Origin of the sequence: Tenuibacillus multivorans (assembly GCF_900103915.1) — a bacterium.
Taxonomy (GTDB): Bacteria; Bacillota; Bacilli; order Bacillales; family Alkalibacillaceae; genus Tenuibacillus; species Tenuibacillus multivorans.
The window spans coordinates 1-26,096 of record NZ_FNIG01000001.1 but is presented as its reverse complement, the minus strand read 5'-3'; the positions used below and the strand labels follow the sequence as shown (position 1 = coordinate 26,096).

Below are 26,096 nucleotides of genomic sequence, written 5' to 3'. Positions count from 1 at the left end.
AATTTGCTAAAGGAGGTTTCCTTATGGCTGTTCAAATGAAATGTCGGCACTGCCAGCAATCAATGGGTTCGATTGAAGATGAACATCGAGTGTATGATATTATAGCCCAACAACCTTTGTCGGTGGAAGAACAACATGATCTGATGACAGAGAATGAAGAGGGTCAAAAGACATTAAATGTCGTGTGTGAACATTGTGAGGAAATATTGACCCAAAACCCTAATTTATTTGAAAATGACACATTTATCCACTAATTTAAAAGTAGGTTGGTTGTCTGGCAGATAACAAAATGAGGAACGTGCAATAAGCTTTGGTTGCAACCAAAGCATTTTTCTGTTGGATACATAGGCACGAGGGGGAGTAATAGTTGCAGAATATTAAAGATTATTTCACATTACAAGACGATGTCGTCAATTTAATTGAAGGATTAAATAGCGGCATGAATGAACAGCTAATTGCGGGGATGACGAATACAGCGAGGCAAATTTTAATTTCGTCTCTTCATGAATCAACGAATCGTCCCGTTTTGTATGTAACCCATAACCTATCTCAAGCCCAAAAAGTGTATGATGAGCTGTTGGCGATAACGGACCGAGATGATGTTTATCTGTATCCAGTTAATGAACTTTTAGCTGCCGAGACAGAAACCGCCTCCCCTGAGTTAAAAGCCCAACGGTTAGAGGTTTGGGAAAATTGGCAGGAGAGTGATCAAGGCATATTAGTCGCCCCTGTTTCAGCGCTCAAAAGAGTGTTGCCGCCAGTTGGCCAAAACAATCAAACGAGTTTGGACTTTAAAAAAGACGAGGTTTACCCGTTTGAGGAGACGATTGAACAGCTTGTAAACATGGGTTATAAGCTTGCTGATATGGTAACAAGCCCCGGTGAAATGAGTCGACGAGGTGGGATAATTGATATATATCCTTTGACCGAGAACTTTCCGATTCGAATGGAATGGTTTGATGACGAACTCGAATCGGTTCGGTATTTCGATGCAGATAATCAGCGTTCTAGAGAGGAATTAGACCACGTTAGTATAGGTCCAGTTGATGAATTCCTATTAACTCATGAACAAATGGAGCGCGGAGCTGAACGCTTAAAAGAATTATTGGCAAAATCATTGAACAAGCTAAAAAAAGCGGAAGATCAGGAAAAACTGAGAGAATCTATTTCGTATGATATTGAACAAATGGAACAAGGGGAGCATTTCCCTGGTATGATTAAGTATTTGTCTCTCATCTATGATGATGTCCATAGTTTAGTAGATTATATGTCGGAAGAGACGATGGTTGTTTTTGATGAAATCAGCCGGGTTAGTGAGACAGCAGAGCAGCTCGACCGTGAAGAAGCAAATTGGTATACCGATATGTTGGAGACCCAGTCAATCGTAAATGGCTTAACGTTATCCTTTGACTGGGCTACTGTCCTGCAAAAAATGACGCATCAAAAGGTTTATTTTTCATTGTTTTTAAGACATATTCCTTATACGAAGCCGGAAAATATCATTAATATTTCGAGTAGACAAATGCAGACGTTCCACGGTCAAATGCCGATGCTAAAAGGTGAAATTGAACGTTGGCGTCAATCGAATTATTCGGTTGTCATTTGTGCCGCGGATGATGAGCGAATGGATCGAATTGTAAATGTGTTAGATGATTATGGCATGCTGGCGCATAAAGTTAAGCAAAACACACCGTTAGAAGCAGAAGAACCTTTAGTTGTTAAGGGTCAAATATCTCAAGGCTTTGAAATACCAACGTTTAAGCTTGCTGTCTTAACGGAAGAAGAATTGTTTAAAAAGCGTAAGCCAAAAAAACAAAAGAAAAGACAAAAGCTATCAAATGCTGAACGAATTAAAAGTTATCAAGAGTTAAAAACTGGCGATTATGTCGTGCATATCAATCATGGGATTGGTAAGTATCTAGGTATTGAAACGTTAGAAGTTAATGATTTGCATAAGGATTATATGGTCATTAGTTATTCTGGAAATGATAAATTGTATGTTCCAGTCGAACAAATTGACCAAGTTCAAAAGTATGTCGGTTCTGAAGGCAAAGAACCGAAGCTTTATCGTTTAGGTGGAAGTGAATGGAAAAAAGTTAAATCACGAGTGAAATCTTCTGTCGAGGATATTGCGGATGATTTAATAAAATTATATGCCGAACGTGAAGCTTCGAAAGGTTATGCATTTTCAGAGGATACAGAGATGCAGCGTGATTTTGAAGCGGCTTTTCCATATGAGGAAACCGAGGATCAACTGCGATGTATTGAAGAGATTAAGGCTGATATGGAGAAAGAGCGCCCGATGGATCGATTGTTATGTGGCGATGTTGGTTATGGGAAAACCGAAGTGGCTATTCGCGCAGCCTTTAAAGCCATTATCGACAATAAGCAGGCTGCCGTTTTAGTTCCAACAACAATTCTTGCGCAGCAGCACTTCGAAACCTTCCAGGAGCGTTTTCAGGACTTTGGGGTCAATATTGGATTATTAAGTCGTTTTGCAACTCCTAAACAGCAAAAAGATACATTAGATAAGTTAAAAAAAGGACTTATCGATATCGTGATTGGAACCCACCGTGTGTTATCTAATGACGTTAAATTTAAGGATTTAGGTTTACTTATTGTCGATGAAGAACAGCGGTTCGGTGTCAAGCATAAGGAGAAAATTAAACAATTAAAAGCTAATGTCGATGTTCTTACTTTAACGGCTACACCGATTCCAAGAACGTTGCATATGTCGATGGTTGGAGTTCGTGATTTATCAGTTATCGAAACACCGCCAGAAAATCGTTTCCCAATTCAAACCTATGTGTTGGAGTATAATCCAGCCTTCATTAGAGAAGCGATAGAACGGGAATTAGCTCGAGGCGGGCAGGTTTTCTTTTTATACAACCGGGTCGATTTAATTGAGAAAGTCGCAGCGGAAATTGATGCCCTAGTTGAAGATGCCCGTATTAACTATGCACATGGTCAGATGAATGAAAGGCAACTAGAAGGGGTTATGTTTGATTTTCTTGAAGGGAATTTCGATGTATTAGTCAGTACAACTATTATTGAAACAGGTGTTGATATTCCGAATGTTAATACACTGATTGTTTATGACGCTGACAGGATGGGTTTAAGTCAGCTTTATCAATTACGAGGTCGAGTTGGGCGTTCCAATCGACTCGCTTATGCTTATTTTACTTATCAACAAAATAAAGTGTTATCAGAAGTCGCTGAAAAGCGTTTAGAAGCCATTAAGGAATTTACGGAGCTTGGTTCAGGTTTTAAAATCGCGATGAGAGATTTATCCATTCGCGGGGCAGGTAATTTACTTGGAACTGAACAGCATGGCTTTATCGACTCGGTAGGGTTTGACATGTACTCGAAAATGTTAAACGATGCCATTCAAGCTAAGAAGAAAGGAAAAACTTACGAAGAGGTGAAACCATTTGAGGTTGAAATGTCACTCGATTTAGATGCTTATATACCGTCTGATTATATCACGGATGAAACACAAAAAATTGAAATGTATAAACAAATACAGGCTGTTGAAAATGAGTCTGACATATATGATATCAAAGACGAACTAATTGACCGGTTTGGTGAATATCCTCAAGAGGTTGAGGATTTATTACAGGTTTCCCGTATACGATTGTCTGCGAAAAAGGAGCGGGTTGAAACCATTGATGAACGTCAGAAGAAGATTGAGCTGATTATGGAAGCGGAAGAGAGTCAAAAAGTTGATGGAGCAGAATTATTTACGTTAGCCAATGAGTATGGTCGTATGGTCCAACTTGCAACAGAAGGAAAAAAACTAAAAATCACTTTACAATTCCAGCGTCATAACCGTCATGAACGTTATGATTTGTTAGAAGATTTTCTGTCGAAGCTTAAACAAACAAAAAATCACGTCATAAATGAATAGATTCCGTGTGTTTCCCCATACTAAAAATTACTAGCAGGTGTCGAGTGGGTCGACATCCTGCAAGTACATCATAGAAAGCGGGGATTTCAAGAAATGAAAGCAACAGGAATTGTACGCCGTATCGATGACCTCGGCAGAGTTGTTGTCCCTAAAGAGATTAGAAGAACCTTACGTATTCGTGAGGGCGATCCATTAGAGATTTTTGTTGACCGAGAAGGGGAAGTGATTTTAAAGAAATACTCACCTATCAATGAATTAAGTGAATTCGCTCAAGAATATGCACATGCGTTATTTGATTCCCTTGGACAAAAAATATTAGTCTCAGACCGTGATGAAATTATTGCTATTGCAGGAGCTTCTAAAAAAGATTACTTAAACAAAAACATAGGTAAAGTCATCGAAGAATCAATGGACAATCGAGAAGGTAAAATTGAAAAGAATGAATCAACTGTAGAAATTATTGAAGGGAATGAGGAGACGGTATCATCCTATCTCATTCAACCGATTGTTTCGAACGGGGATCCCGTTGGAAGTGTTATTTTAATCATGGATAAAGGGTCATTAACAGATGTGGAAACGAAAGTATGTCAAGCGGCTGCGAACTTTTTGGCGAGACAAATGGAATAATACGAAACATGCAGTAGAGGTTGATTCTCCTCTTACTCTAATATTAAACTTTTAGGCGTTTCCAGTGTAGGCTGGAAACGTTTTTTATTTTCGTAATAGCTGATATGATTCGAATGTTCATTCAATATGCTATAATGTATGGAAAAATGCAGGAGAACGGAGATTATTATGAGTCAGCAGGCGGTATGGATTAGAGGAGCCATCCTATTAACAGTAGCTGGTTTCCTTAGTAAGGTTCTCGGTATGGTCTACCGGGTACCATTACAAAACATAGCTGGAGATGAAGGACTTTATATATATCAACAAATTTATCCCATTCTTTCAATTGCGTTAATGTTATCGATTTATAGTTTACCGAGTGCCATTTCTCATATAGTGGCTAAAAACCGTCTTTCAGATGGTTCTAGCCGTTTACCAAAGGAATGGCAAGTTTTTGTTTTATTATTGGGTGCTGGTGCAAGTATCTTTATAATCATATTTTTCAGTGCAAATCAATTAGCGGCTTGGATGGGAGATTCGAATTTAGGTGAATCCATTCAGGTGGCTAGTGTCATGTTTTTAATCATACCGATCACAGCGAGTTTACGTGGCTTTTTCCAAGGGCTTGAACTAACGTCATACATTGCGGTATCCCAAATTATTGAGCAGTTTGTTCGCGTATTGTTTATTATCGGATTTACAGTCTTTATCATCATGTTGACTAATCAGTCGGTTTATCATATTGGTCCATATGCCGCGTGGGCAACTGTGATTGGAACGGTTGTAGCAGGTGTATTTTTACTTTTGGCTTACAAATATAATTTAACGTTATTGAATTTACCGCAACGATTAAAACTAAGCCCGAACATAATGCAAGTGTTTTTGATTAGTGTCGTGATTTATAGCTTAAACTATATGCTGCATTTAGTGTTACAACTGGTCGATGTATTTACGATGGTTGAGCAATTACAGGTATTTGGTCTTGCATTTGATGAAGCCAAAGAGACGAAAGGTGTTTTTGACCGTAGTCATTCCATGATTCAATTGGGACTAGTACTTGGCTCTTCATTGGCATTAGCGTTAGTTCCGTCTATAGGGAAAAAAGCAAAGCAACACTTACTTGCCTTTAGATGGACATTTTTATTAGCTTTATCAGCTTCAGTTGGTTTAATAGCTATAATGCCCTTTTTAAATCCATTATTATTTGAAACCAATACCGGGACTTACGCACTTCAGTGGATGATGTTACTCGTCTTTCTGTTATCCATGACCGTAGTATTGTCCATTTTTCTTCAGGAATATCATTACCGAATGGCACAATTCAAATGGATAATCGTCATGGTGGCGATTAAGTATATTTTCAATCTTATCCTTATTCCGTACTACGGTAGTATTGGGTCTAGTGTCGCCTATGTATTGGCAGCGGGCTTTCTGTTGGTTGTCTTTATTTATAAATGGATTCGTTTAACTGGGTTTCAATTGCCTTATGTCTTTATGAGCAAAACAATTGGAGTTGTAAGCGCAATGGGACTCATTGTATTCAGTTTGTTGAACGGGTTATCGAATTGGGCTAATGTAAATGAACGTATAGAGCTTATCCCATTTGTTTTATTATTATGCATCATTGGAGTCATCATTGTTGGAAGTGGTATGCTTGTTTTAAAGTTATTTACAAAGGATGAATGGAAGCAATTACTTGGCGACCACATTGTTAATCGTTTTGAAAGGAGCTAATCAACTTGAGAACTATAACCGTCATTGGTCTAGGCGCAGGAAGCATTGAACAAATACCACTCGGTGTTTACCGGAAACTAACGCAATCGAATCGTCAGATATGGACTCGAACAGAAGACCACCCTGTTATAACACAGTTAAAGAATGAAGGGCTCAGCTTTCATTCTTTTGATAGTATTTACGAGTCATATGATTCATTTGAGTCGGTTTATGAGGAGATCGTCGGGTTGCTAATCGAACGATCACATACCGAGAACATTATCTATACCGTGCCAGGCCATCCACTAGTTGCTGAGCAAACGGTTCAATTGTTATTCGAACAAACAGAAGTAGATATCGAAATATTAGGCGGGCAAAGCTTTCTCGATTCCTTATTTACAGCAGTACAAATCGATCCAATTGAAGGCTTTCAGCTATTAGATGGTACAAGTTTAAGTCGAGATCAGGTTCAATACCGTCAGCATGTACTGATCGGACAAGTGTACGATCAAATGGTGGCTTCTGACGTTAAGTTAATCTTAATGGAGGATTTACCCCATGATTATCCGATTACAATTGTTCAAGCGGCTGGTATGGACAATCAATCCGTTAAGACCGTTCCCCTGTATGAATTAGATCGTGATTTCGAGTTTAGTAATTTAACTACACTTTATGTTGAGCCTGCGAATGAGGAGCATCTCCACCATCAATTTTCAGCATTACGAGAGGTCATCGCAACCTTACGTGGGCCAAATGGTTGTCCATGGGATAAAAAACAAACGCACGAGTCCTTGCGTCGATATTTAATTGAAGAATCGTATGAGGTCATCGATGCGATTGGTGAAGAGGATGATGACCATATTGCAGAGGAACTAGGGGATGTTTTACTGCAGGTCATGCTACATAGTCAAATAGCTGAAGATAATGGGTATTTCACTGTAGATGATGTGATTCAATCAATAACCGATAAAATGATTGAACGTCATCCCCATGTATTCGGTCATCTTGATGTTGAATCAGCCGATGAAGTCAAGAAGAATTGGGATGAAATTAAGCAGAAAAATCGACCAAAGCAAAAGTCTCTTTTAGATGATTTAAATGAATCGTTACCTCGTTTATTATTGGCGTTAGAAATTCAGAAAAAAGTTTCTAAAGTTGGGTTTGACTGGGACGATCATCGTTTAATATTTGAAAAAGTGAAAGAGGAAATAAAGGAGTTTGAAGTAGCCTTATCGAATGAAACAACGGATGAAGCCGAAGTGGAATTCGGAGATGTTCTGTTTTCATTAGTCAACGTCGCACGTTTTTATAAATTGGACCCTGAGCTTGCGTTACACCGGACGTGTGATAAATTCATCAAACGTTTTCAAAAGGTCGAAATGATGATGCAAGAGGATGATCTTTCGTTAGAGGAATCATCTCTAGACATCATGGATCAATATTGGGAAAAGGCTAAACAAAAAATGTGAACGATAAAAACTCAAGGAGTGTGTTTATGAGAGTTGATAAATTTTTAAAACTTTCTAGATTGATAAAAAGAAGAACCGTCGCCAAAGAAGTAGCAAGCCAAGGTCGCATTGAACTCAATGGTCGACCTGCGAAAGCTTCCACTGAACTTGAGGTTGGCGATGAATTAAAAATTCGTTTTGGTCAGACTCGACTGACTATTCGCATTGAACAATTAAAAGAACAAGTACGTAAAGATGATGCAAATACGCTATACACGGTCGTTAAAGAGGAAAAAATAGAACAAAAGCAAGCAGATTAAAAAATATGTATTATTCTTGTCCTTTCTATCATAGATTGATAATGATAGGAGGGATAGGACATGCCATACGAACCAAGTGTATATAATCAGGAACGACAGCAGGAAAGAAATCACGAAATGAAACTCATCAATCGCAAGCGACTTGAAATCACAGGTGTCAAGGACGTTGATAGCTTTGATACAGAAGAGTTTTTATTACAGACGACCCTCGGTTATTTATTAATCCGTGGTGAGAATTTGCATATGAAAAACCTGGATGTAGAACAAGGGCTATTGACGATACAAGGAAAAATAGGAACCTTTAGTTATATCGATGATCACCAAGGTCATAAAGGAAAAGGTTTCTTAAATAAATTGTTTAAATGAGTTTAGATACACAGTTTTTGACGTTAGTAACTATGGTCGCTAGTGGGGTTGTAGTATCGGCATTATTTGATACGTACAAACTGTTACTGCGCCCCACGCCATATTGGAACCGAGTGATCGTCGATACGTTATTTTTCTTAACTCAAAGCTGTCTTGTGTTCTATATACTGTTTTTATCGAATGGTGGAATTTTACGTTTTTATTTATTTTTAGCTGTATTACTTGGCATATCAACATACTATGCGATATTACAATCGGTATATACCTCTTTTTTAAACACATTTATTCAAATTATTCAAAGCGCCTATCAGTTTGTAAAAAGAATACTTAATAAGGTTTTATTACAGCCTATTGTAAGGCTAATCCAACTTATAATCGCGATTATAGTCGGCATTTTATCCGTCATTTGGAAAATACTAATGATGATTTATTCGGTCATCATCTTTCTTATTCGACCTTTTATTCCGAAATTTGTCCAAAACTATTTACTGAATTTATTAGTAACTTGTAGTAGAATAATGACAAGGATTAAAAAGGGTATTCGTAAGTTTTGGAATAAGAGGAGGCGAAAGGATGACGAGGCCAGTTCGTAAACATCGCAATGTAACAAAAATTGAATCAACTTACGTCCAAGAGAAGGAACAGCAGATAGCTCATAAGACTCGTGAGAAGAAACGCCTCATTCGCCGGCTAACAGCATTTGGAGTTCTTTTCGTAGTTTTGACGGGATCTTTATTATTCACTCATTTTAACCAACGTGCTCAAATGAGTGAGATACAAGATGAACACGATCAAAAGCTAGCAGAATTAGAAAAACATCAACAGGAAAATTCAAACCTTAAGCGAGAAGTCGAGCTTTTGAGTGATATTGATTATTTACTCCAAATCGCACGTAAAGATTATTTCTTCTCAAAAGATGGAGAAATTATTTTTAAATTACCTGATGAAGACCCTTCTTATTGACACTTATTTCATAGCTTATATATAATATATTAGAATATATATTTTTTAAATATTTAAGGAGGAGCATTTCTTTTATGTCAGTTGAAGTAGGCAGCAAGTTGCGTGGTAAAGTTACCCGCATAACAAACTTTGGAGCATTTGTTGAACTACCAGAGGGTTCAACAGGATTGGTGCACATTAGTGAAGTTGCTAACAAATTCGTTAAGGATATTAACGAGCACCTTTCTGTTGGAGATGAAGTAGAGGTAAAAGTCTTAAATGTGGAAAAAGACGGGAAAATCGGCTTATCCATAAAAAAGGCGGATGAGAACTATCAGAAACAGGTTCAAAAAAAACGTAGCGAAAGCTTTGAATCTAAAATGAACAAATTTTTAAAGGATAGTGAAGATAAGCTCGCTTCACTTAAGAAGCACACGGAATCTCGTCGTGGAGGTCGAGGTGCTAAACGAGGATAAACTTGCTGTCGAAAAAAGATTTGTGAGTAATTAATTGATGGAGATAAATCAAGCTACCTATCACGTTGATAGGTAGCTATTTTACGTAAATCTCGAATCATTATGTTAATCCCTGATTAATTTTGTCTTTACCCCAACGATTTATAATCATCTATAATTTTCATGTTAGACCGCGAAGAATCCAATTATGGTCAAGTTTAGGATCAGCATCTTGAATGAAAGGAACTATTAAAGTTCAATGTGGGAATTGTAGAACTACAATTAAAAATCAAATTGTATGCGTAGTTGGACGGAATCTGCGAGACTCCTGCGGAAAAACGGGCCAGCCGAACCCCGCAGGGTGCTTTTCTCGAGGAGGCTTGGCGGTTCGTCCGCGGAAAGCAGCAGATGGAGTCCAACGGAGCTGCATAGAGCGATTTTATATGACTAACAAGTGACATGCAAAAATACGCAAAAAAGACAATTCTAGGTTTGTATTCATTTTATAAAGCATGAATTATGAAATTGATTCATATTAGAATTATATTATTAATTAACATATATTGGAGTGAAGTTTATTATGAGGGATAACAAAAATTGGAAAACATCTTCTGTTGTAATGTTTATTTTATTGGTGGTTTTAATATATTACTATGTTTTTTTTCTTAATCCTAAAAATTCAATTGATTTATTTGAATCTATTAGATATTCAGATGATTTTGCTGAAGTGGAGAATTTAATATTGGAAGGTTATGAATCTAATTTTAAACAGAAAGATTATAAGTATATGTCAGATGTAGGTGGAAATAATGCAAGTAGAATTATGCAATTCACTGTTGTTGACTATTATGAAAAGGCGTACATAATTATGACTGCTCCTGGAGCAAACAAATTAGAAATTGTTAAAGTAGAGGAGCTTCCTGATAATGTAAAAGAATATTTATTTGAATTTACATCTTTAAATAAAGGAATATCGACAAATCCCTAATAAAAAGAACGAATACACCAAAAAACACGCTTCCTTCACTCTATGTGAAAGAAGCGTGTTTTTATAATAGTGACCCGTACGGGACTCGAACCCGTGTTACCGCCGTGAAAGGGCGGTGTCTTAACCGCTTGACCAACGGGCCGTGAGATAAAAGTAGCGGCGGAGGGGATCGAACCCCCGACCTCACGGGTATGAACCGTACGCTCTCGCCAGCTGAGCTACACCGCCATGTCATTAAGTGCGTTTTTCAAACACAAAATTTATAGTACAACACGATAATTATTGTGTCAACATATTTTTTGATAACTTTTCACAAAGCTACAAAGATTGCTTGATTTTGATGATACTTTTTAGATTTACTAAAGGATACAAATAAATGCAGTCATTTCTTTGACTACGCTTAAAAAGCTCACCACTCGACGAGTTTTCTTTACAGATGAAGCCATGAAGTTTGTGTAGAAAAAGTAAGAATAACAACGTTGAAAAGTCGAAAACTTTTTCTATGAAGACACTCTATTTTGACAAAAAACTACCTCATCTATGTGTTTGAATCATGGTTAAAGGAGTGGTCGTCAAATGGACATGTTTTCAAAAGTAGGAGCAGTAGCTACAGAACAACCGAAAACTCAAAGAGTACATCAACTCTTTCAATCTATTAAATCGTTTATCGTTCAGAAGTTATTTGACCAAGGCTGGTTGCTGTTTATTATCGGTTTCTTTTTAGGACGAGCCATTATATTATCTTCTTTATCTCCATTTGCATTGGCTTTTTTAGCCGCAACGATCATAACACGAAAACAATTAGCTTTTTCCGTGTTTCTTTTTTTATCTTTAGGGGCTTTATCAACTAATCTATTACAAGCTGTCTATATTATTTCTGCTGGTTTAATATTAATGTTTATATATAAACTATTTTTAACAAAATCATCGAAAATAACAGCACCGATGTTTATTGCGACATTATTAAGCTCGATGATAGGAAGAGGGCTATACTATTTATATATAGGCGATATCGTGATGTATGATGCAGCTATTTTAGCTGTTGAAGCAATCTTGAGTGCGTTTTTAGTCATGATTTTTTTGCAGTCCTTTCCGTTTTTATCCAATAATCGACCGGCCTTAAAAGTAAAGGTTGAGGAGTTGATCTGTTTAGTTATCTTAACGACATCTGTGTTAACGGGGTTTGTCGGAATATCGTTATCAGGTGTCGAGCTTGAGCAAGTAGGCTCAAAGTATTTTATTCTATTAGCTGCCTTTATCTCAGGAGCGACAGTCGGCTCAGCAATCGGGGTGATTGTAGGATTAATGCTGAGTCTCGTTAGTACCTTTAACCTCTATCAAGTAAGTTTACTTGCTCTAGCGGGTTTACTCGGGGGATTATTAAAGGCAACGAATAAATACGGTGTTATTGTCGGACTTTTTGTTTCTGTTGTTCTAATTGGGATGTATCAGGTTGATTCGGTTTCATTTCAACAGTTGCTACTAGAATCGCTTGTCGCGGCAACTGTGTTTATTTTGACCCCGAAGAAACTGGTTAAGCGTATTGCCACCATTGTTCCTGGAACGGAAGAGGAAAAAGAGGCTCAAGAGCAATACGTCAAAAAGGTTCGAAATGTTACCGCTGAACGCGTTGAAAAATTCTCAGAAATGTTTCAAGCTTTATCACATAGTTTTGCTTATTATGATACCGATCAGAAAAACAAAAACTTAGATTCGACGGCTGAAGTCGATGAATATTTAAGCCGTGTTACGGAAAAAACCTGTCAAACATGTTTAAAAAAGCATGCCTGCTGGGTGAACAACTTTGATAGAACGTATTCCGTTTTACAAAATACGATTCAATCAATTGAAAATCAGGATTTATCTCAATTAAACCTTAATGTTGGTAAATTGAAAAACTTCTGCGTTAAACAGGATCAAATGGTCGATCAAATGCGTTATGAGCTTTCATTCTATCAAGCCAACCAGCGTTTAAAACAGCAAGTTAAGGAGAGTCGAAAGTTTGTTTCAGAACAATTAAATGGTGTTTCAGAAGTCATGAATAATTTTGCAAAGGAGATCTTAAAAGAGCGCCAAGAGCATGATTGGCATGAGGAAGAAATTAAACGAATGGTTCAACGTTTAAATTTAACACTAGACCATTTGGAACTCTATTCCATTGACCATGGTAATGTCGATATTGAAATGACACTACATTTCCACGATTATCACGGTGAGGGCGAAAAACTAATTGCCCCGATGCTATCTGAACTATTTGATGAAACGATTGTCGTAGAATCAGAAGATCCAGCTGATCAGCGCACAGGCACTCGAACCTTTTTCTTTTCATCGATTAAAAATTATCAATTAACGACAGGTGTGGCTCATGCGGCAAAGAACGGTAATTTTCTATCAGGTGATAGCTATTTGATGCTAGAGCTAGGTAAAAGCCGTTATGCCCTTGCTATTAGCGATGGTATGGGTAATGGCGAGCGCGCATATTTAGAAAGCTCAGAAACGTTAAAACTTTTAAAACAAATTTTGCAATCGGGGATTAATGAGCGAGTTGCCATTCAATCCATTAATTCTATTCTATCTCTACGAACGTCAGACGAAATTTATGCCACATTAGATTTAGCGATTTTTGATTTACAATTACCGCGCGTTAATTTCCTAAAGATCGGTGCAATGATTAGCTTTATTATCCGTGCCGGTGACGCTTACCCTGTTGAAGGAAGTAATGTTCCAATCGGTATTTTAGAAGAGTTTGATGTCGATCCAGTTAATGAGACGTTGAAGGATGGCGACATTTTAGTCATGGTCAGTGATGGTCTTCTTGAGACGACTCACCTTAATCATAATCGTGAAACATGGTTAAAAAACAAACTTAAAGATATTGAAACAGATGAACCGCAAGAAATTGCAGATCTAGTTTTAGAAGAAGTTGTCCGCAGTAATCATGGAAAAATATTAGATGATATGACCGTTTTAGTGACAAAAATAGAAAAAAGCAAACCGAAATGGGCATCCTTCGGCTACGTTAATTCGTTGTAAAATCTTTTAATCTAGTGGTATAGGTAGCGCTTAATTTGTCAACAATGGTTAAAAAGGTTTAAGGAGGCGCTATGATGAATACAGGAACAATTCGCCAAGTCTTATTAATTACTGATGGTTGTTCGAATCAAGGGGAAGATCCCATTCAAGTCAGTTCAATGATTTCACAAAAAGGCATTGCCGTTAATGTTGTAGGGGTGCTTGATGACGAGCAAACGGAGGAGCCAGAAGGATTATCTGAAGTCAATGAAATCGCGAAAGCCGGAAATGGTATTAGCCGTATCGTCTATGCGGATGTATTATCTGAAACCGTTCAAACTGTCACTCGCCAGGCGATGAGTCAGACGATTCAGGGCTTTGTATCAAAAGAATTAAAAGAGATATTTGGTAAAGAAACAAAAGAAGAAGACCTACCTCCAGAAACGCGTGGGGAGGTTCAGCGTGTCGTAGAGGATTTAGGTGAAAGCGTTGATTTACAAGTTTTAATGTTAGTTGATACGAGCGCGAGTATGCAACATAAAATGGAGGCTGTAAAGGACGCCATTGATGATTTTATTTTAAGTTTACAAGCACGAACAGGTAATCATTATTATTCAATCTATCAATTCCCAGCCAGAAACCAAGTCGTCAAAGAGTTATTACCGTGGACAAATGATGGAAAAAGAGTAGCCAAAGTTTTCCCGAAATTAGCAGCAGGGGGAATTACCCCGACAGGAGCTGCGTTGAAACAGGTGGTCAGGGCATTTCAGGACGTCCCTGCATTAGAAGAATGGAGTGAAGAATCGGATGACATTATCGATTCATCCCACGGTTCGTCTTTCTAAGCACCAGAAGTTAACAGGCATATGGAATAAGGAAACTTATGTAATTGCACGTCAAATAGGAGAAGGTGCACGTGGTTCAATATATTTGGCCTATAACCAGAATCGTTATGTTGCATTAAAAATTAGCCAAGATTCTTCAGTCATTTCAGCAGAGGTGAATGTCCTAAAGACGTTAAAAAAGGCCCAAGGTTACCCACTTGGGCCTCTTTTATTGGATGTTGATGATGCTAAGGTTAACCAACATGATAAATATGCTTTTTATGTCATGGAGTACATCGACGGCATACCCTTAAAAAAATGGATTGACCAAAAAGGCCTAAACTGGCTAAACCGTTTAAGTATACAGCTTCTATCTCAGCTCCACCAATTACACCAATTAGGTTACATATTTGGGGATTTAAAACCCGATAACATATTGGTTGAGAAACGGACAAAACGTGCGCGGTTAGTCGACGTCGGTGGGGTAACTCAAATCGGCCGTTCAATCCGTGAGTATACAACTTGGTATGACCGAGGTTATTGGAAAATGGGAGATCGCCGGGCCGAACCAAAATATGATTTATTTGCTTATGCGGTTTGTATGTTAAATATGGATCCAAATAGTATGGTTCAAAAATCAAACCATAAAGATATTATGAGAATTCTCCACCAGTCCGTTCAACTGAAACCATATCACGGTGTTATTCGTCAAGCTTTACATGGGAAGTACCGTTCAGCCCAAGAGATGAGGCAAGCCCTTATTCAGTTAAATAACCAACTCAAGAAAAAGTCTAAACGGATTCAGAGACAACCTAAACACAATCAGGATAATCATTTAGCTGAAATCTTAGGTATGAGTTCTATTATTAGCATTCATATGTTGTTGTTTTATTACTTTATTTTCTAAATGAGAGGTACTTTGATTGAACTTCTTTTTTATAAAGTGATACCATGAAACAGACAGTAATTTTACGAAGATGGAGTGCCGTAATAGATGAAAGACAAAATTTTAGCCGATAATCAGAAACATCAGCTTTTTAATAAAGGAGACACCCTTTTTTTAGCGGTTTCTGGCGGGCCTGATTCGTTGGCACTATTGCATTTTTTTGCTTCCATCCAAACTTCGTGGGATTTAACTTTATATACATTAACGGTTGATCATCAATTGAGAGAACAAGACTCTTTTGAAGATGCCCTTTTTGTTAAAAAACAATCCGAGTCTTTAGGAATTCCATGTCAAATTGGGCGTGTTGATGTTAAACAATATCAAAAAGAACAGCAGGTTGGGACACAAGCTGCTGCCCGGGCATTAAGGTATCAATTTTTTCAAAAAAAGATGAAGGATACACCACAAGCTAAACTTGTTTTGGCACATCATCAAGATGACTTAGTCGAGTCATTAGTGATGCAATTTATAAAGGGTGTACGCCCTACAGGGATGCCGATCAAGCGTCGTTTTGGTGAACAAGTTATCATACGTCCATTTTTATGCTTGACGAAAGATGAATTATGGCAATATTTGAATGACCTTCAAATGACGCCAAGAATTGACCAATCCAATGAAGATATCAAATATACACGTAATCGGGTACGTCAGAAAATTATTCCATTACTGAAAGAGGAAAATCCAAATTTACAAAATGGACTATCACGTTTACATGAACAGCTTGAGGAAGAGGATCAATTTTTAAATCGTTTGGCGAAGGAAAAATTAGATGAAATCGCCACATTTCAAAAAGAGAACCTAACGTTTTCACTAAAGGCTTTTAAAGAATTTTCATTACCTTTACAAAGGAGAGCCTTTCATCTAATATTAAACTATCTTGATTATGAAAAATCTATTGACAAAGATTATTTCCAAGGGTTTAAAGAATGGATTGAATCAGGTCAACCTAATGGTCAATTTGTAATCATGGATAGGTTGACTTTCATTAAAGCCTATGATCAATGCTATATTCAAAAAGGTAAACATGTCGCGTCATCTTATGATTATCAGCTTTCATTAGATGAGACCATCACCCTTCCGAATGGGTGGCTAATGTATTTATCTGAAGTAGCGCAATCTGATCCGGGAAATCAGGATAGCCTTATTTGTGATAAACATCACATAACGTTACCAATCACGGTACGTTCAAGGAAAAATGGGGATCGAATTCAACCTTTAGGTATGAAAGGCCATCAAAAAATTAAAGATATTTTTATTAATGAAAAAATCCCGCAGTATTTAAGAGATGAATGGCCGATTATTGTGAATGGTGACGGTGAAATTATATGGATACCATATATATGTAAAAGTCATTTAGTAAAAGATAGCGGTAAGCAAAACATCAAGATAACGATCGATATTAACAATTAGGAGGATCTCCATGCACGATGAGATTAAAGAAGTATTGATTACCGAAGAGGAAATTCAAGAGAAGACAAAAGAATTAGCCTCTATTATTACCGAACAGTTTGATGGAAAATTCCCTTTAGCAGTTGGGGTACTTAAAGGCGCTATGCCGTTCATGAGTGATCTTTTAAAACGTGTTAATACTCATATTGAGATGGACTTTATGGACGTTTCAAGCTATGAAGGTGGTATGCGCTCAACGGGAGAGGTTAAAATAATAAAAGACCTTAACACTAAGGTAAACGATCGAGATTTATTAATAATTGAAGATATTATCGATAGCGGCCTTACGTTAAATTATTTAGTGGATTTGTTTAAATATCGTCAGGCGAATTCAATCACCATCGTGACGTTATTAGATAAGCCATCTGGGAGACAAACAGGGATAAGGGCTGATTTAGTTGGTTTTGAAGTTCCTGATGCCTTTGTGGTAGGGTATGGATTAGATTATCAAGAGAAATATCGGAACCTTCCATATATCGGAGTATTAAAACCAGAAATTTATTCATAAATTGTTATATAATGGCCTGGACCAATTGTAAAAAAAGTTCAATGGCTATAAGTTGAGAGAATAAAATCTAATATGGTAGTATGAGTTTAGTTTTGTCGTTTAGGAGGAGGCTACGTAATGAACCGAGTGTTCCGAAATACATTCTTTTTCTTCATTATATTTTTAGTGCTGATTGCCATTATTGGGATGTTAAATAATCCAAATCCTGATACAGCTCAGCTCAACTATAATGAATTTACGGATGCGTTAGAAAATGGTCAAATTGAAGAGTTGACCATTCAATATACAAATCAAGCGTATGAAGCAAGAGGGGAATATAATGGCGACGATGGGTTAACATCGTTCCGTGCTAATATCCCGAATAATGAACAAGTTTTAAGTGACATTTTTGCACAAGCCGAAGAGCAAAGTATTTTAACGGTTGAACCGGCTGAAGAGCCTAGTGCATGGGCACGCTTTTTCACTACGTTAATACCATTTATTATCCTGTTTATTCTATTCTTCTTCTTACTTGGACAAATGCAAGGCGGCGGAGGCCGTATGATGAATTTTGGTAAAAGTAAGGCGAAGATGTATACAGAGGATAAGAAGAAAACGAAATTCCCTGATGTAGCAGGGGCAGATGAAGAGAAACAAGAATTAGTCGAGGTTGTTGATTTCTTAAAAGACCCGCGTAAATTCTCAGAATTAGGTGCTAGAATTCCTAAAGGGATACTATTAGTAGGTCCTCCAGGTACTGGTAAAACCTTACTTGCAAAAGCCGTTGCCGGTGAAGCAGGTGTGCCGTTCTTCTCAATTAGTGGTTCAGACTTCGTTGAGATGTTTGTCGGTGTCGGTGCTTCCCGTGTACGTGATTTATTTGAAAATGCGAAGAAAAATTCACCATGTATCGTGTTCATTGATGAGATTGATGCCGTAGGTCGTCAGCGTGGCGCAGGTGTCGGTGGCGGACACGATGAGCGTGAACAAACGTTAAACCAATTACTTGTTGAGATGGATGGTTTTGGCGTTAACGAAGGAATCATTATGATTGCAGCGACTAACCGTCCAGACATTTTAGACCCAGCTTTATTACGTCCAGGACGTTTTGACCGTCAAATCACAGTAAACGCACCTGATGTAAAAGGTCGTCAAGAAGTTTTACAAGTACATGCGAAAAACAAACCTTTAGCTGAAGACGTCGAACTTAAAACCATTGCGATGCGTACACCAGGATTTTCTGGTGCAGATTTAGAAAACTTATTAAACGAGGCAGCTCTTGTTGCAGCCCGTGATGATGTGAAGAAAATTTCTATGGTTCACGTCGATGAAGCGATTGACCGTGTCATAGCTGGTCCAGCTAAGAAGAGCAAGGTTATTTCTGAAAAAGAGAAAAATATTGTCGCTTATCACGAGAGTGGACATACCGTCATTGGTATGGTGTTAGATGAAGCTGACATGGTTCACAAGGTAACGATTGTACCGCGTGGTCAGGCAGGTGGTTATGCCGTCATGTTACCGAAAGAAGATCGTTACTTCCAAACAAAACCAGAGCTATTGGATAAAATTACGGGACTACTCGGTGGTCGCGTGTCTGAGGAAATTATTTTTGGCGAGGTTAGTACAGGTGCCCACAATGACTTCCAGCGAGCGACAAACATTGCACGTAAAATGGTAACCGAATTCGGTATGAGTGATAAGATTGGACCACTTCAGTTCGGAAGTTCAGGTGGTCAGGTGTTCTTAGGCCGCGACATTCAAAATGATCCAAATTATAGTGATCAAATTGCTTATGTCATTGACCAAGAAATTCAATCGATTATTAAATCTTGTTATGAACGTGCTAAAGAAATCTTAACTGAGCACCAAAAACAGCTCGAGTTGATTGCGAAAACGTTATTAGAAGTTGAAACATTAGACGCAGCTCAAATTCGAGGCTTGTTTGAAGAAGGCGTTCTTCCGGATAAAACGAAAGACGACGATCATGAAGGTGAATTGTCAGCAACAACGGAACAGCAGGAGGAACATAATGCTGCGGGTTCCGACGATAATCAGGATGTTCGCGTCAACATTCAAAAGAAAGAAGACCCTGAACAATCAGAGAATGCCTCTGAAGACGACAATCGCAAAGAATAAATATAGCCAATGTCTCCACCTAATATAGGTGGGGGCATTTTTTATTAGGCATAGCTTTTCAGCCGCAAATCACACGAGAATTTTCTAATCACACAGTCTAGATAAATTATGTTATGATTTACGTTGTAAAAACAATATACTTAACACGTATATCATACGAAAGCAACAATAGATTATTTTTAAGAAATGGGTTGAAGCTATGATTTTTGTTTTAGATGTTGGTAATACAAATACTGTATTAGGTGTATTCGATCAAGGCAAACTAACATATCAATGGCGTTTAGCGACCAATCGCCATAAAACAGAAGATGAATACGCGATGAGAATTAAATCATTACTTCAGCATAATGGACTTTCGTTTGAGGACTTTGAAGGTGTCATTATATCTTCGGTTGTCCCTCCTATTATGTTTGCTTTAGAAAAAATGTGTGAACGTTATTTTCATCTTGATCCACTTATTGTTGGATCTAATAATGTTAAGTCGCATTTAAAAACCAATTACCCTAACCCAAGGGAAATCGGAGCTGACCGTGTTGTCAATGCTGTCGGCGCCATCAAAGAGTATCGTGCACCTCTCGTGATTATTGACTTTGGAACCGCCACAACATTTTGTTACATCAATGAGCATAAAGAATATGAAGGTGGTGCGATTACGCCAGGTATTAATGTTTCGACTGAGGCACTGTATTCTAAAGCAGCTAAACTACCACGCATTGAAATTACACGTCCTGACAATGTTATCGGTAAATCAACAGTCGATGCGATTCAATCAGGTATTTATTTTGGTTATGTCGGACAAGTCGACGAAGTTGTTAACCGGATCAAGGATCAAGCGAACAAAGAGCCAACTGTTATTGCAACTGGTGGTTTAGCTAAATTGATCGCTAAAGGCTCCAAAACGATTGATTATGTTGATTCAGCATTAACCTTAAAGGGATTGTATGAAATATATGGCTTAAATAAGAAATAAAAAGGGTGACCAACATGAGTGATTATATGATTCGTGCAATGGCGTATAACGGGAGTGTTCGCGCCTTTGCAATCCGTTCTACAGATTTAGTCAATGAAGCATGTCAAAGACAAGATACATGGGCAACAGCATCAGCTGCTTTAGGTCGGACGATGACCATCTCTGCTATGATGGGAATGATGTTAAAAGGTGATGATAAATTAACCGCTAAGCTTGAAGGTGATGGACCATTAGGTTACGTAATCGCAGATAGTAATGCGCATGGTGACGTCCGGGGATATGTTAAAAATCCACACGTTGATTTTGATTTAAATGAGAAAGGGAAACTGGATGTACGTCGCGCTGTTGGGATAAACGGGTCACTTAGCATCGTCAAAGATTTAGGCTTGAAAAACCATTTTACAGGCCAAGTACCGATTGTCTCTGGAGAAGTGAGTGAAGATTTCACCTATTATTTTGCTTCATCAGAACAGGTCCCATCCGCTGTTGGGGCTGGTGTTTTAGTTAACCCCGATTTTACGATTTTAGCTTCGGGTGGTTTTATTGTACAAATGTTACCAGATGCATCAGAGTTTACGGTTAAACAATTAGAAAAAAGGTTATCAGAAATCAAACCAATCTCTTCATTAATCCGTGACGGATATTCACCTGAGGATGTTTTAGATGAAATCTTCCCAAATGGGGAGTGGAAGCTTTTATCTAAATCGGATGTTCAGTTTAAATGTCAATGTTCTAAAGAACGTCTAGAACGAGCGATTTCTAGTCTAGGTAATGATGAGATTGATGATATGATTGAAAAAGATGGTGGAGCGGAAGCCACCTGTCAGTTCTGTCATGAGCAATATCACTTTACAGTAGAGGACTTAGAACGCTTAAAACAGTAATAGGTGAGGGGAGGACCACTGTTGCATCACATGATAGTTAATGAACAGTATCGACTCAATTTTGATCAAGAAACGATTGTCATGGGAATTTTAAATGTTACACCCGACTCGTTTTCAGATGGTGGCAAGTTTAATACCAAGTCAAAGGCAATTGAACATGCTAAGTTTATGGTTGAAAACGGTGCGAAAATAATCGATATCGGGGGTGAATCTACCCGACCAGGACACAAGCCTGTCAGTGCAGATGAAGAAATAGAACGCGTTGTTCCGATGATTGAACAGGTTACAACTCATCTCGATGTACCCGTTTCTATTGATACATTTAAGGCGAAAACAGCTGATCATGCTGTTCAAGCTGGTGCTACGATCATTAATGATGTTTGGGGAGCTAAGGCGGATCCGGAAATTGCCGATGTCTCGAAGACATATAATACCCCTATCATTTTGATGCATAACCAAGATGAACCACACTATGATGATTTGATTGAGGATATGAAAAAAAGCCTCGCTGAAAGCATAGACATTGCAATTAAACGTGGGGTATCTAAAAACAAAATCATTTTAGACCCTGGCGTGGGATTTGGAAAGACACAACAGCACAACTTACTAGCAATGAGGCGTCTTCATGAATTGCAGACATTAGGTTATCCTATGTTACTCGGAACGTCACGAAAATCAGTAGTAGGTAAAGCCCTCGATCTACCAGTTGAAGAACGTTTAGAAGGAACGATTGCAACGGTTTGTAGCGGCATTCAACAAGGTGTTGAAATCGTACGTGTTCACGATGTAAAGAAAGTTTCTCGTGCTGTCAAAATGATGGATGCCATACTAGGTAAAGGAGACCATCTTCATGGATAAAATTTTATTAAATGATATGATGTTTTATGGCTATCACGGGTTATATCCAGAAGAGAATAAGCTTGGTCAACGTTTCACAGTGGACTTGCAATTGCTAACCGATTTAAAAAAAGCGGGACATACAGACGATATGAACGATAGTATTCATTACGGCCATGTATACAAAGTTGTTGGGCAGGTTGTTGAAGGTGAAGCTAAAAATTTGATTGAGACGGTAGCTGAAGATATAGCTAAACGCTTATTTACTACATTTGAGGCGCTTCATGGTGTGATTATTAAGGTGAATAAGCCTGGGCCGCCAATCCCTGGCTATTACGAATCAGTGGCAGTTGAAATTGAGCGGGAGCGCAAAGACTATGAATAAAGCCTATATTGCATTAGGTACAAATATAGAACCAAGACGACTACATCTACAACAGGCTATTGAAAATTTACAACAACATCAAGATATAGAGGTAACGCAGGTATCATCGATTTATGAGACGAAGCCGGTCGGCTACACGGATCAAGATGATTTTTTAAACATGGTTATTGAGGTTCAAACAACATTAGAGCCATATGACTTATTAGCCTTTTGTCTACAGGTGGAACAGCAATTAGGAAGGATTAGAACCATCCGTTTTGGACCGCGTTCCATTGACTTAGACCTATTAGTATTCGATAATAAGACGATAGATACCAAAACCCTTACGATTCCACACCCGAGAATGCATGAGCGTGCATTTGTACTTGTTCCTTTACAAGAGATTGCACCGAATTTAGAGTTAAAAGGGAAACCTATTAAAGAATGGCTTGTTCAATTACCCAAAAGTGAATTGGATGACGCTATATTATATGATAAATCCGTTTTAGAGAGGTGAAACTTATGTTTGAGATTGGTGATATTACCATCCCGAATCGCGTTGTTCTAGCGCCGATGGCTGGCGTTTGTAACTCAGCATTTCGACTCACGGTTAAAGAGTTTGGTGCGGGACTCGTTTGTGCGGAAATGGTAAGCGATAAAGGTATTATTAATAAAAATGATAAAACGATGAATATGCTTTATATCGACGAAGGTGAAAAACCGATGAGCCTTCAAATCTTCGGTGGGGAAAAACAATCCCTTGTTGAAGCAGCACAGTTTGTTGATCAGAACACGACAGCGGATATTATCGACATTAACATGGGGTGCCCGGTTCCTAAAATTACGAAGTGTGATGCTGGATCGAAGTGGCTATTAGACCCTAACAAAATAAATGAAATGGTTAGCGCGGTCGTTGATGCCGTTGACAAACCCGTAACGGTTAAGATGCGTAAAGGCTGGGACGATGACCATATTTTAGCGATTGAAAATGCTCATGCTATTGAAGGGGCTGGAGCAAAAGCTGTATCACTTCACGGTCGTACGCGTGTTCAAATGTATGATGGTTATGCTGATTGGGACATCGTTCGTCAAGTGAAAGAAAGTGTAAATATCCCTGTTATTGGGAATGGTGATATTGATACACCACAAGTCGCTAAACAACGCCTAGATGAAACGGGTGTTGACGCGATTATGATTGGTCGTGCTGCATTAGGAAATCCGTGGGTGATTTATCGTACGGTTAAGTATCTTGAAACAGGTGAATTAATCGGTGAACCAGCTCCTGAAGATAAAATCGAAGTATGCCGTTTACACATGGAACGTTTAATTCGCCTAAAAGGTGAACATACAGCAATATTAGAAATGCGTAAGCACGCTGCATGGTACTTGAAAGGCCTTAAAGGTAATGGTAAAGTTAGAAAACGTATAAATGAGTGCGAATCAAAAGAAAAGTTAGTTGAAATCTTAGAGGAATACGTTCAAGAATTAAAAGTAACTTCGAAGGCGTCATAACGTTTTTTACCATAATAGACTATTAGATTATTGAGGTGAGTATAGTGTCAGAAGAAGTCAATGACCAAATGGAAGCGCGTATTGAAAAATTACACGCTCTGCAGGAAAATGGGGTCAATGTGTTCGGGGACCGATTTGATCGAACCCATTTATCCAAACAATTAATCCAATCTTATGATGAATTTTCCAAAGAAGAGCTTGAAGAAAAGCAAATTCCAGCAATGATTGCAGGCCGTATTATGACGAAGCGCGGAAAAGGTAAAGCGGGATTTGCCCATATTCAAGATTTAGAAGGTCAAATCCAAATTTATGTTCGTAAAGATCGCATTGGCGAGGATGCTTACGAAGTATTTAAGCAAGCTGACTTAGGCGACATTGTCGGTGTAAAAGGTGTCGTATTTAAAACAAATGTTGGAGAACTTTCTGTAAAAGCAGATGAATTCTTCTTCTTAACAAAGTCACTACGTCCATTACCTGATAAGTTTCATGGGTTAAAGGATGTTGAACAACGTTATCGCCAACGTTATTTAGATTTAATTACCAATTTAGAAAGTCGCGATACGTTTATCCTACGTAGTAAAATTATTCAATCGATGCGTCGTTATTTAAATAATAAAGGTTTCCTAGAGGTTGAAACACCGATGATGCATTCGATTCCTGGAGGAGCTTCTGCACGTCCGTTTGTCACTCACCACAATGCATTAGATATACCATTATATATGCGCATTGCCATCGAGCTACATTTAAAACGCTTGATTGTCGGTGGATTAGAGAAAGTTTATGAAATAGGACGAGTCTTTCGCAATGAAGGTGTCTCAACTCGACACAATCCTGAATTTACGATGATCGAATTATATGAAGCATACGCAGATTACCATGATATTATGGCATTAACAGAAAACCTCATTTCACATATTGCAGAAGAGGTATTAGGTACAACAAAGGTTCAATATGGTGACTATAATGTAGATTTAACTCCTCAATGGAAGAGATGGCATATGGTTGATGCTATTAAAGAAGTAACAGGTGTTGACTTCTGGCCAGAGATGAGCGATGAGGATGCACAAGCTCTTGCAAAAGAACACGGTGTCGAGGTTGATGATCATATGACATATGGTCATATCGTTAATGAATTCTTTGAACAGAAAGTTGAAGATTCGCTAATTCAACCAACCTTTGTATATGGTCATCCAGTTGCGATTTCACCATTAGCTAGGAAAAATGAAGACGACCCTCGTTTTACAGATCGTTTTGAATTATTCATTGTTGGTCGTGAGCATGCTAATGCGTTTTCTGAGTTAAATGATCCAATTGATCAACGCCAACGCTTTGAAACACAGCTAAAGGAACGCGAACAAGGAAACGATGAAGCGCATTTAATGGATGAGGATTTCTTAGAAGCATTAGAATATGGTTTGCCGCCAACAGGTGGACTAGGGATTGGAATTGATCGTTTAATTATGCTCCTTACTAATTCAGCATCGATTCGTGACGTTCTTTTATTCCCGCAAATGCGTCAACGATCTAAAAACGAATAAGTATGATTAACGCTGCTTGTTGCAACCTATTTAAATAGGGTGTAGCAAGCAGTTGTTTATATAAGAATGAACTGTTGTATAAAAACTCATTTAGATACCTTATGTGAACTGGGTGAATGACGAGCTATTTGAATCTAATAACTTAAAAATTTCTGAATTGAATTTCTTCGAAAAAATAAGCAAAAAACTATTGTCATAGAGTCAAAACCATGATAAATTATTAATCGTTGCGTTAAGGAAACGCAAAAACAACAAAAAGTTGAAGCCATTTCTCTTTTAAAATAATGACATAAAGTTATTGACATTTACTAGAGAAATTGTTATATTAATAAAGTCGCCATTTTGAGGCGACGGACTTTGAACCTTGAAAACTAAACAAAATAGCCTGTAGT

24 protein-coding genes and 2 tRNA genes are annotated in these 26,096 nt (G+C 38.0%); 24 read left to right on the top strand and 2 right to left on the bottom strand.

Annotated elements, in window-relative coordinates:
* Positions 1-23: 23 nt before the first annotated feature.
* From BLP77_RS00130 to BLP77_RS00080, 11 genes are all read left to right on the top strand, one after another.
* Positions 24-254, top strand: a complete 231-nt coding sequence (locus BLP77_RS00130; protein WP_093855078.1) for an anti-sigma-F factor Fin — start codon at positions 24-26, stop codon at positions 252-254.
* A 113-nt stretch (positions 255-367) separates the two neighbouring features.
* On the top strand, positions 368-3,907 hold the full coding sequence (gene mfd, locus BLP77_RS00125) for a transcription-repair coupling factor (protein ID WP_245686766.1): 3,540 nt from the start codon (positions 368-370) through the stop codon (positions 3,905-3,907).
* Between the two features lie 93 nt (positions 3,908-4,000).
* Positions 4,001-4,534 (top strand): stage V sporulation protein T, encoded by a 534-nt coding sequence (gene spoVT / locus BLP77_RS00120; protein WP_093855077.1) that lies wholly within the window; start codon positions 4,001-4,003, stop codon positions 4,532-4,534.
* Between the two features lie 168 nt (positions 4,535-4,702).
* Positions 4,703-6,247 (top strand): polysaccharide biosynthesis protein, encoded by a 1,545-nt coding sequence (locus BLP77_RS00115; protein ID WP_176752897.1) that lies wholly within the window; start codon positions 4,703-4,705, stop codon positions 6,245-6,247.
* Positions 6,248-6,252: 5 nt separating this feature from the next.
* Complete coding sequence (gene yabN / locus BLP77_RS00110; protein WP_093855075.1) at positions 6,253-7,695, top strand: bifunctional methyltransferase/pyrophosphohydrolase YabN; 1,443 nt, start codon at positions 6,253-6,255, stop codon at positions 7,693-7,695.
* A gap of 26 nt (positions 7,696-7,721) precedes the next feature.
* On the top strand, positions 7,722-7,994 hold the full coding sequence (locus BLP77_RS00105; protein WP_093855074.1) for an RNA-binding S4 domain-containing protein: 273 nt from the start codon (positions 7,722-7,724) through the stop codon (positions 7,992-7,994).
* 60 nt (positions 7,995-8,054) lie between these two features.
* Positions 8,055-8,360: a sporulation protein YabP gene (gene yabP / locus BLP77_RS00100; protein WP_093855073.1), complete on the top strand. Its 306-nt coding sequence runs from the start codon at positions 8,055-8,057 to the stop codon at positions 8,358-8,360.
* Positions 8,357-8,953 carry a spore cortex biosynthesis protein YabQ gene (gene yabQ, locus BLP77_RS00095; protein ID WP_093855072.1) on the top strand — a complete coding sequence of 199 codons (597 nt, stop codon included), beginning with the start codon at positions 8,357-8,359 and terminating at the stop codon, positions 8,951-8,953. The genes yabP and yabQ overlap by 4 nt, the downstream gene beginning before the upstream one ends.
* Complete coding sequence (locus BLP77_RS00090) at positions 8,934-9,323, top strand: FtsB family cell division protein (protein ID WP_093855071.1); 390 nt, start codon at positions 8,934-8,936, stop codon at positions 9,321-9,323. Before yabQ ends, BLP77_RS00090 begins: the two co-directional genes overlap by 20 nt.
* Before the next feature lie 74 nt (positions 9,324-9,397).
* The gene (locus BLP77_RS00085) at positions 9,398-9,778 is read left to right on the top strand and encodes a S1 domain-containing RNA-binding protein (RefSeq protein WP_093855070.1); all 381 of its coding nucleotides are present in this window, start codon (positions 9,398-9,400) and stop codon (positions 9,776-9,778) included.
* A gap of 559 nt (positions 9,779-10,337) precedes the next feature.
* Positions 10,338-10,745: a hypothetical protein gene (locus tag BLP77_RS00080; RefSeq protein WP_093855069.1), complete on the top strand. Its 408-nt coding sequence runs from the start codon at positions 10,338-10,340 to the stop codon at positions 10,743-10,745.
* Positions 10,746-10,815: 70 nt separating this feature from the next.
* On the opposite strand, the gene BLP77_RS00075 is transcribed toward BLP77_RS00080, so the two are convergent.
* Positions 10,816-10,887, bottom strand: a tRNA-Glu gene (locus tag BLP77_RS00075).
* A 12-nt stretch (positions 10,888-10,899) separates the two neighbouring features.
* Positions 10,900-10,973 (bottom strand) — tRNA-Met (locus BLP77_RS00070).
* A gap of 348 nt (positions 10,974-11,321) precedes the next feature.
* Here BLP77_RS00070 and spoIIE point away from each other — a divergent pair.
* The 13 genes from spoIIE (at position 11,322) to lysS (ending at position 25,704) form a co-directional block, all read left to right on the top strand.
* Positions 11,322-13,778 carry a stage II sporulation protein E gene (gene spoIIE / locus BLP77_RS00065; protein WP_093855068.1) on the top strand — a complete coding sequence of 819 codons (2,457 nt, stop codon included), beginning with the start codon at positions 11,322-11,324 and terminating at the stop codon, positions 13,776-13,778.
* A gap of 74 nt (positions 13,779-13,852) precedes the next feature.
* The gene (locus BLP77_RS00060; RefSeq protein ID WP_093855067.1) at positions 13,853-14,602 is read left to right on the top strand and encodes a vWA domain-containing protein; all 750 of its coding nucleotides are present in this window, start codon (positions 13,853-13,855) and stop codon (positions 14,600-14,602) included.
* Positions 14,565-15,488 carry a serine/threonine protein kinase gene (locus tag BLP77_RS00055; protein WP_093855066.1) on the top strand — a complete coding sequence of 308 codons (924 nt, stop codon included), beginning with the start codon at positions 14,565-14,567 and terminating at the stop codon, positions 15,486-15,488. Before BLP77_RS00060 ends, BLP77_RS00055 begins: the two co-directional genes overlap by 38 nt.
* 87 nt (positions 15,489-15,575) lie before the next feature.
* Positions 15,576-16,937, top strand: a complete 1,362-nt coding sequence (tilS, locus tag BLP77_RS00050) for a tRNA lysidine(34) synthetase TilS (RefSeq protein ID WP_093855065.1) — start codon at positions 15,576-15,578, stop codon at positions 16,935-16,937.
* Positions 16,938-16,947: 10 nt separating this feature from the next.
* On the top strand, positions 16,948-17,484 hold the full coding sequence (gene hpt, locus BLP77_RS00045; protein WP_093855064.1) for a hypoxanthine phosphoribosyltransferase: 537 nt from the start codon (positions 16,948-16,950) through the stop codon (positions 17,482-17,484).
* Positions 17,485-17,601: 117 nt separating this feature from the next.
* Positions 17,602-19,599 carry an ATP-dependent zinc metalloprotease FtsH gene (gene ftsH, locus BLP77_RS00040; protein WP_093855063.1) on the top strand — a complete coding sequence of 666 codons (1,998 nt, stop codon included), beginning with the start codon at positions 17,602-17,604 and terminating at the stop codon, positions 19,597-19,599.
* 199 nt (positions 19,600-19,798) lie between these two features.
* Positions 19,799-20,569: a type III pantothenate kinase gene (locus tag BLP77_RS00035; RefSeq protein ID WP_093855062.1), complete on the top strand. Its 771-nt coding sequence runs from the start codon at positions 19,799-19,801 to the stop codon at positions 20,567-20,569.
* A gap of 14 nt (positions 20,570-20,583) precedes the next feature.
* Complete coding sequence (gene hslO, locus BLP77_RS00030; protein ID WP_093855061.1) at positions 20,584-21,453, top strand: Hsp33 family molecular chaperone HslO; 870 nt, start codon at positions 20,584-20,586, stop codon at positions 21,451-21,453.
* 30 nt (positions 21,454-21,483) lie between these two features.
* Positions 21,484-22,311, top strand: a complete 828-nt coding sequence (folP, locus tag BLP77_RS00025) for a dihydropteroate synthase (RefSeq protein ID WP_093855541.1) — start codon at positions 21,484-21,486, stop codon at positions 22,309-22,311.
* Positions 22,304-22,675, top strand: a complete 372-nt coding sequence (gene folB, locus BLP77_RS00020) for a dihydroneopterin aldolase (RefSeq protein WP_093855060.1) — start codon at positions 22,304-22,306, stop codon at positions 22,673-22,675. Before folP ends, folB begins: the two co-directional genes overlap by 8 nt.
* Positions 22,668-23,171: a 2-amino-4-hydroxy-6-hydroxymethyldihydropteridine diphosphokinase gene (folK, locus tag BLP77_RS00015; RefSeq protein ID WP_093855059.1), complete on the top strand. Its 504-nt coding sequence runs from the start codon at positions 22,668-22,670 to the stop codon at positions 23,169-23,171. The genes folB and folK overlap by 8 nt, the downstream gene beginning before the upstream one ends.
* A 5-nt stretch (positions 23,172-23,176) precedes the next feature.
* Positions 23,177-24,166, top strand: a complete 990-nt coding sequence (dusB, locus tag BLP77_RS00010; RefSeq protein WP_093855058.1) for a tRNA dihydrouridine synthase DusB — start codon at positions 23,177-23,179, stop codon at positions 24,164-24,166.
* 68 nt (positions 24,167-24,234) lie between these two features.
* Positions 24,235-25,704: a lysine--tRNA ligase gene (gene lysS, locus BLP77_RS00005; protein WP_176752938.1), complete on the top strand. Its 1,470-nt coding sequence runs from the start codon at positions 24,235-24,237 to the stop codon at positions 25,702-25,704.
* The last annotated feature ends 392 nt before the right edge of the window (positions 25,705-26,096 follow it).

Bases quoted from the DNA above. Each gene is read 5' to 3' on its own strand.
- hpt (WP_093855064.1), top strand. From the start codon at position 16,948: ATGCACGATGAGATTAAAGAAGTATTGATTACCGAAGAGGAAATTCAA.
- lysS (WP_176752938.1), top strand. From the start codon at position 24,235: ATGGAAGCGCGTATTGAAAAATTACACGCTCTGCAGGAAAATGGGGTC.
- BLP77_RS00115 (WP_176752897.1), top strand. From the start codon at position 4,703: ATGAGTCAGCAGGCGGTATGGATTAGAGGAGCCATCCTATTAACAGTA.
- BLP77_RS00130 (WP_093855078.1), top strand. From the start codon at position 24: ATGGCTGTTCAAATGAAATGTCGGCACTGCCAGCAATCAATGGGTTCG.
- yabQ (WP_093855072.1), top strand. From the start codon at position 8,357: ATGAGTTTAGATACACAGTTTTTGACGTTAGTAACTATGGTCGCTAGT.
- BLP77_RS00055 (WP_093855066.1), top strand. From the start codon at position 14,565: ATGACATTATCGATTCATCCCACGGTTCGTCTTTCTAAGCACCAGAAG.
- BLP77_RS00090 (WP_093855071.1), top strand. From the start codon at position 8,934: ATGACGAGGCCAGTTCGTAAACATCGCAATGTAACAAAAATTGAATCA.
- BLP77_RS00060 (WP_093855067.1), top strand. From the start codon at position 13,853: ATGAATACAGGAACAATTCGCCAAGTCTTATTAATTACTGATGGTTGT.
- folB (WP_093855060.1), top strand. From the start codon at position 22,304: ATGGATAAAATTTTATTAAATGATATGATGTTTTATGGCTATCACGGG.
- yabP (WP_093855073.1), top strand. From the start codon at position 8,055: ATGCCATACGAACCAAGTGTATATAATCAGGAACGACAGCAGGAAAGA.
- BLP77_RS00105 (WP_093855074.1), top strand. From the start codon at position 7,722: ATGAGAGTTGATAAATTTTTAAAACTTTCTAGATTGATAAAAAGAAGA.
- folK (WP_093855059.1), top strand. From the start codon at position 22,668: ATGAATAAAGCCTATATTGCATTAGGTACAAATATAGAACCAAGACGA.
- BLP77_RS00035 (WP_093855062.1), top strand. From the start codon at position 19,799: ATGATTTTTGTTTTAGATGTTGGTAATACAAATACTGTATTAGGTGTA.
- folP (WP_093855541.1), top strand. From the start codon at position 21,484: ATGATAGTTAATGAACAGTATCGACTCAATTTTGATCAAGAAACGATT.
- BLP77_RS00085 (WP_093855070.1), top strand. From the start codon at position 9,398: ATGTCAGTTGAAGTAGGCAGCAAGTTGCGTGGTAAAGTTACCCGCATA.
- ftsH (WP_093855063.1), top strand. From the start codon at position 17,602: ATGAACCGAGTGTTCCGAAATACATTCTTTTTCTTCATTATATTTTTA.
- BLP77_RS00080 (WP_093855069.1), top strand. From the start codon at position 10,338: ATGAGGGATAACAAAAATTGGAAAACATCTTCTGTTGTAATGTTTATT.
- dusB (WP_093855058.1), top strand. From the start codon at position 23,177: ATGTTTGAGATTGGTGATATTACCATCCCGAATCGCGTTGTTCTAGCG.
- tilS (WP_093855065.1), top strand. From the start codon at position 15,576: ATGAAAGACAAAATTTTAGCCGATAATCAGAAACATCAGCTTTTTAAT.
- spoIIE (WP_093855068.1), top strand. From the start codon at position 11,322: ATGGACATGTTTTCAAAAGTAGGAGCAGTAGCTACAGAACAACCGAAA.
- hslO (WP_093855061.1), top strand. From the start codon at position 20,584: ATGAGTGATTATATGATTCGTGCAATGGCGTATAACGGGAGTGTTCGC.
- spoVT (WP_093855077.1), top strand. From the start codon at position 4,001: ATGAAAGCAACAGGAATTGTACGCCGTATCGATGACCTCGGCAGAGTT.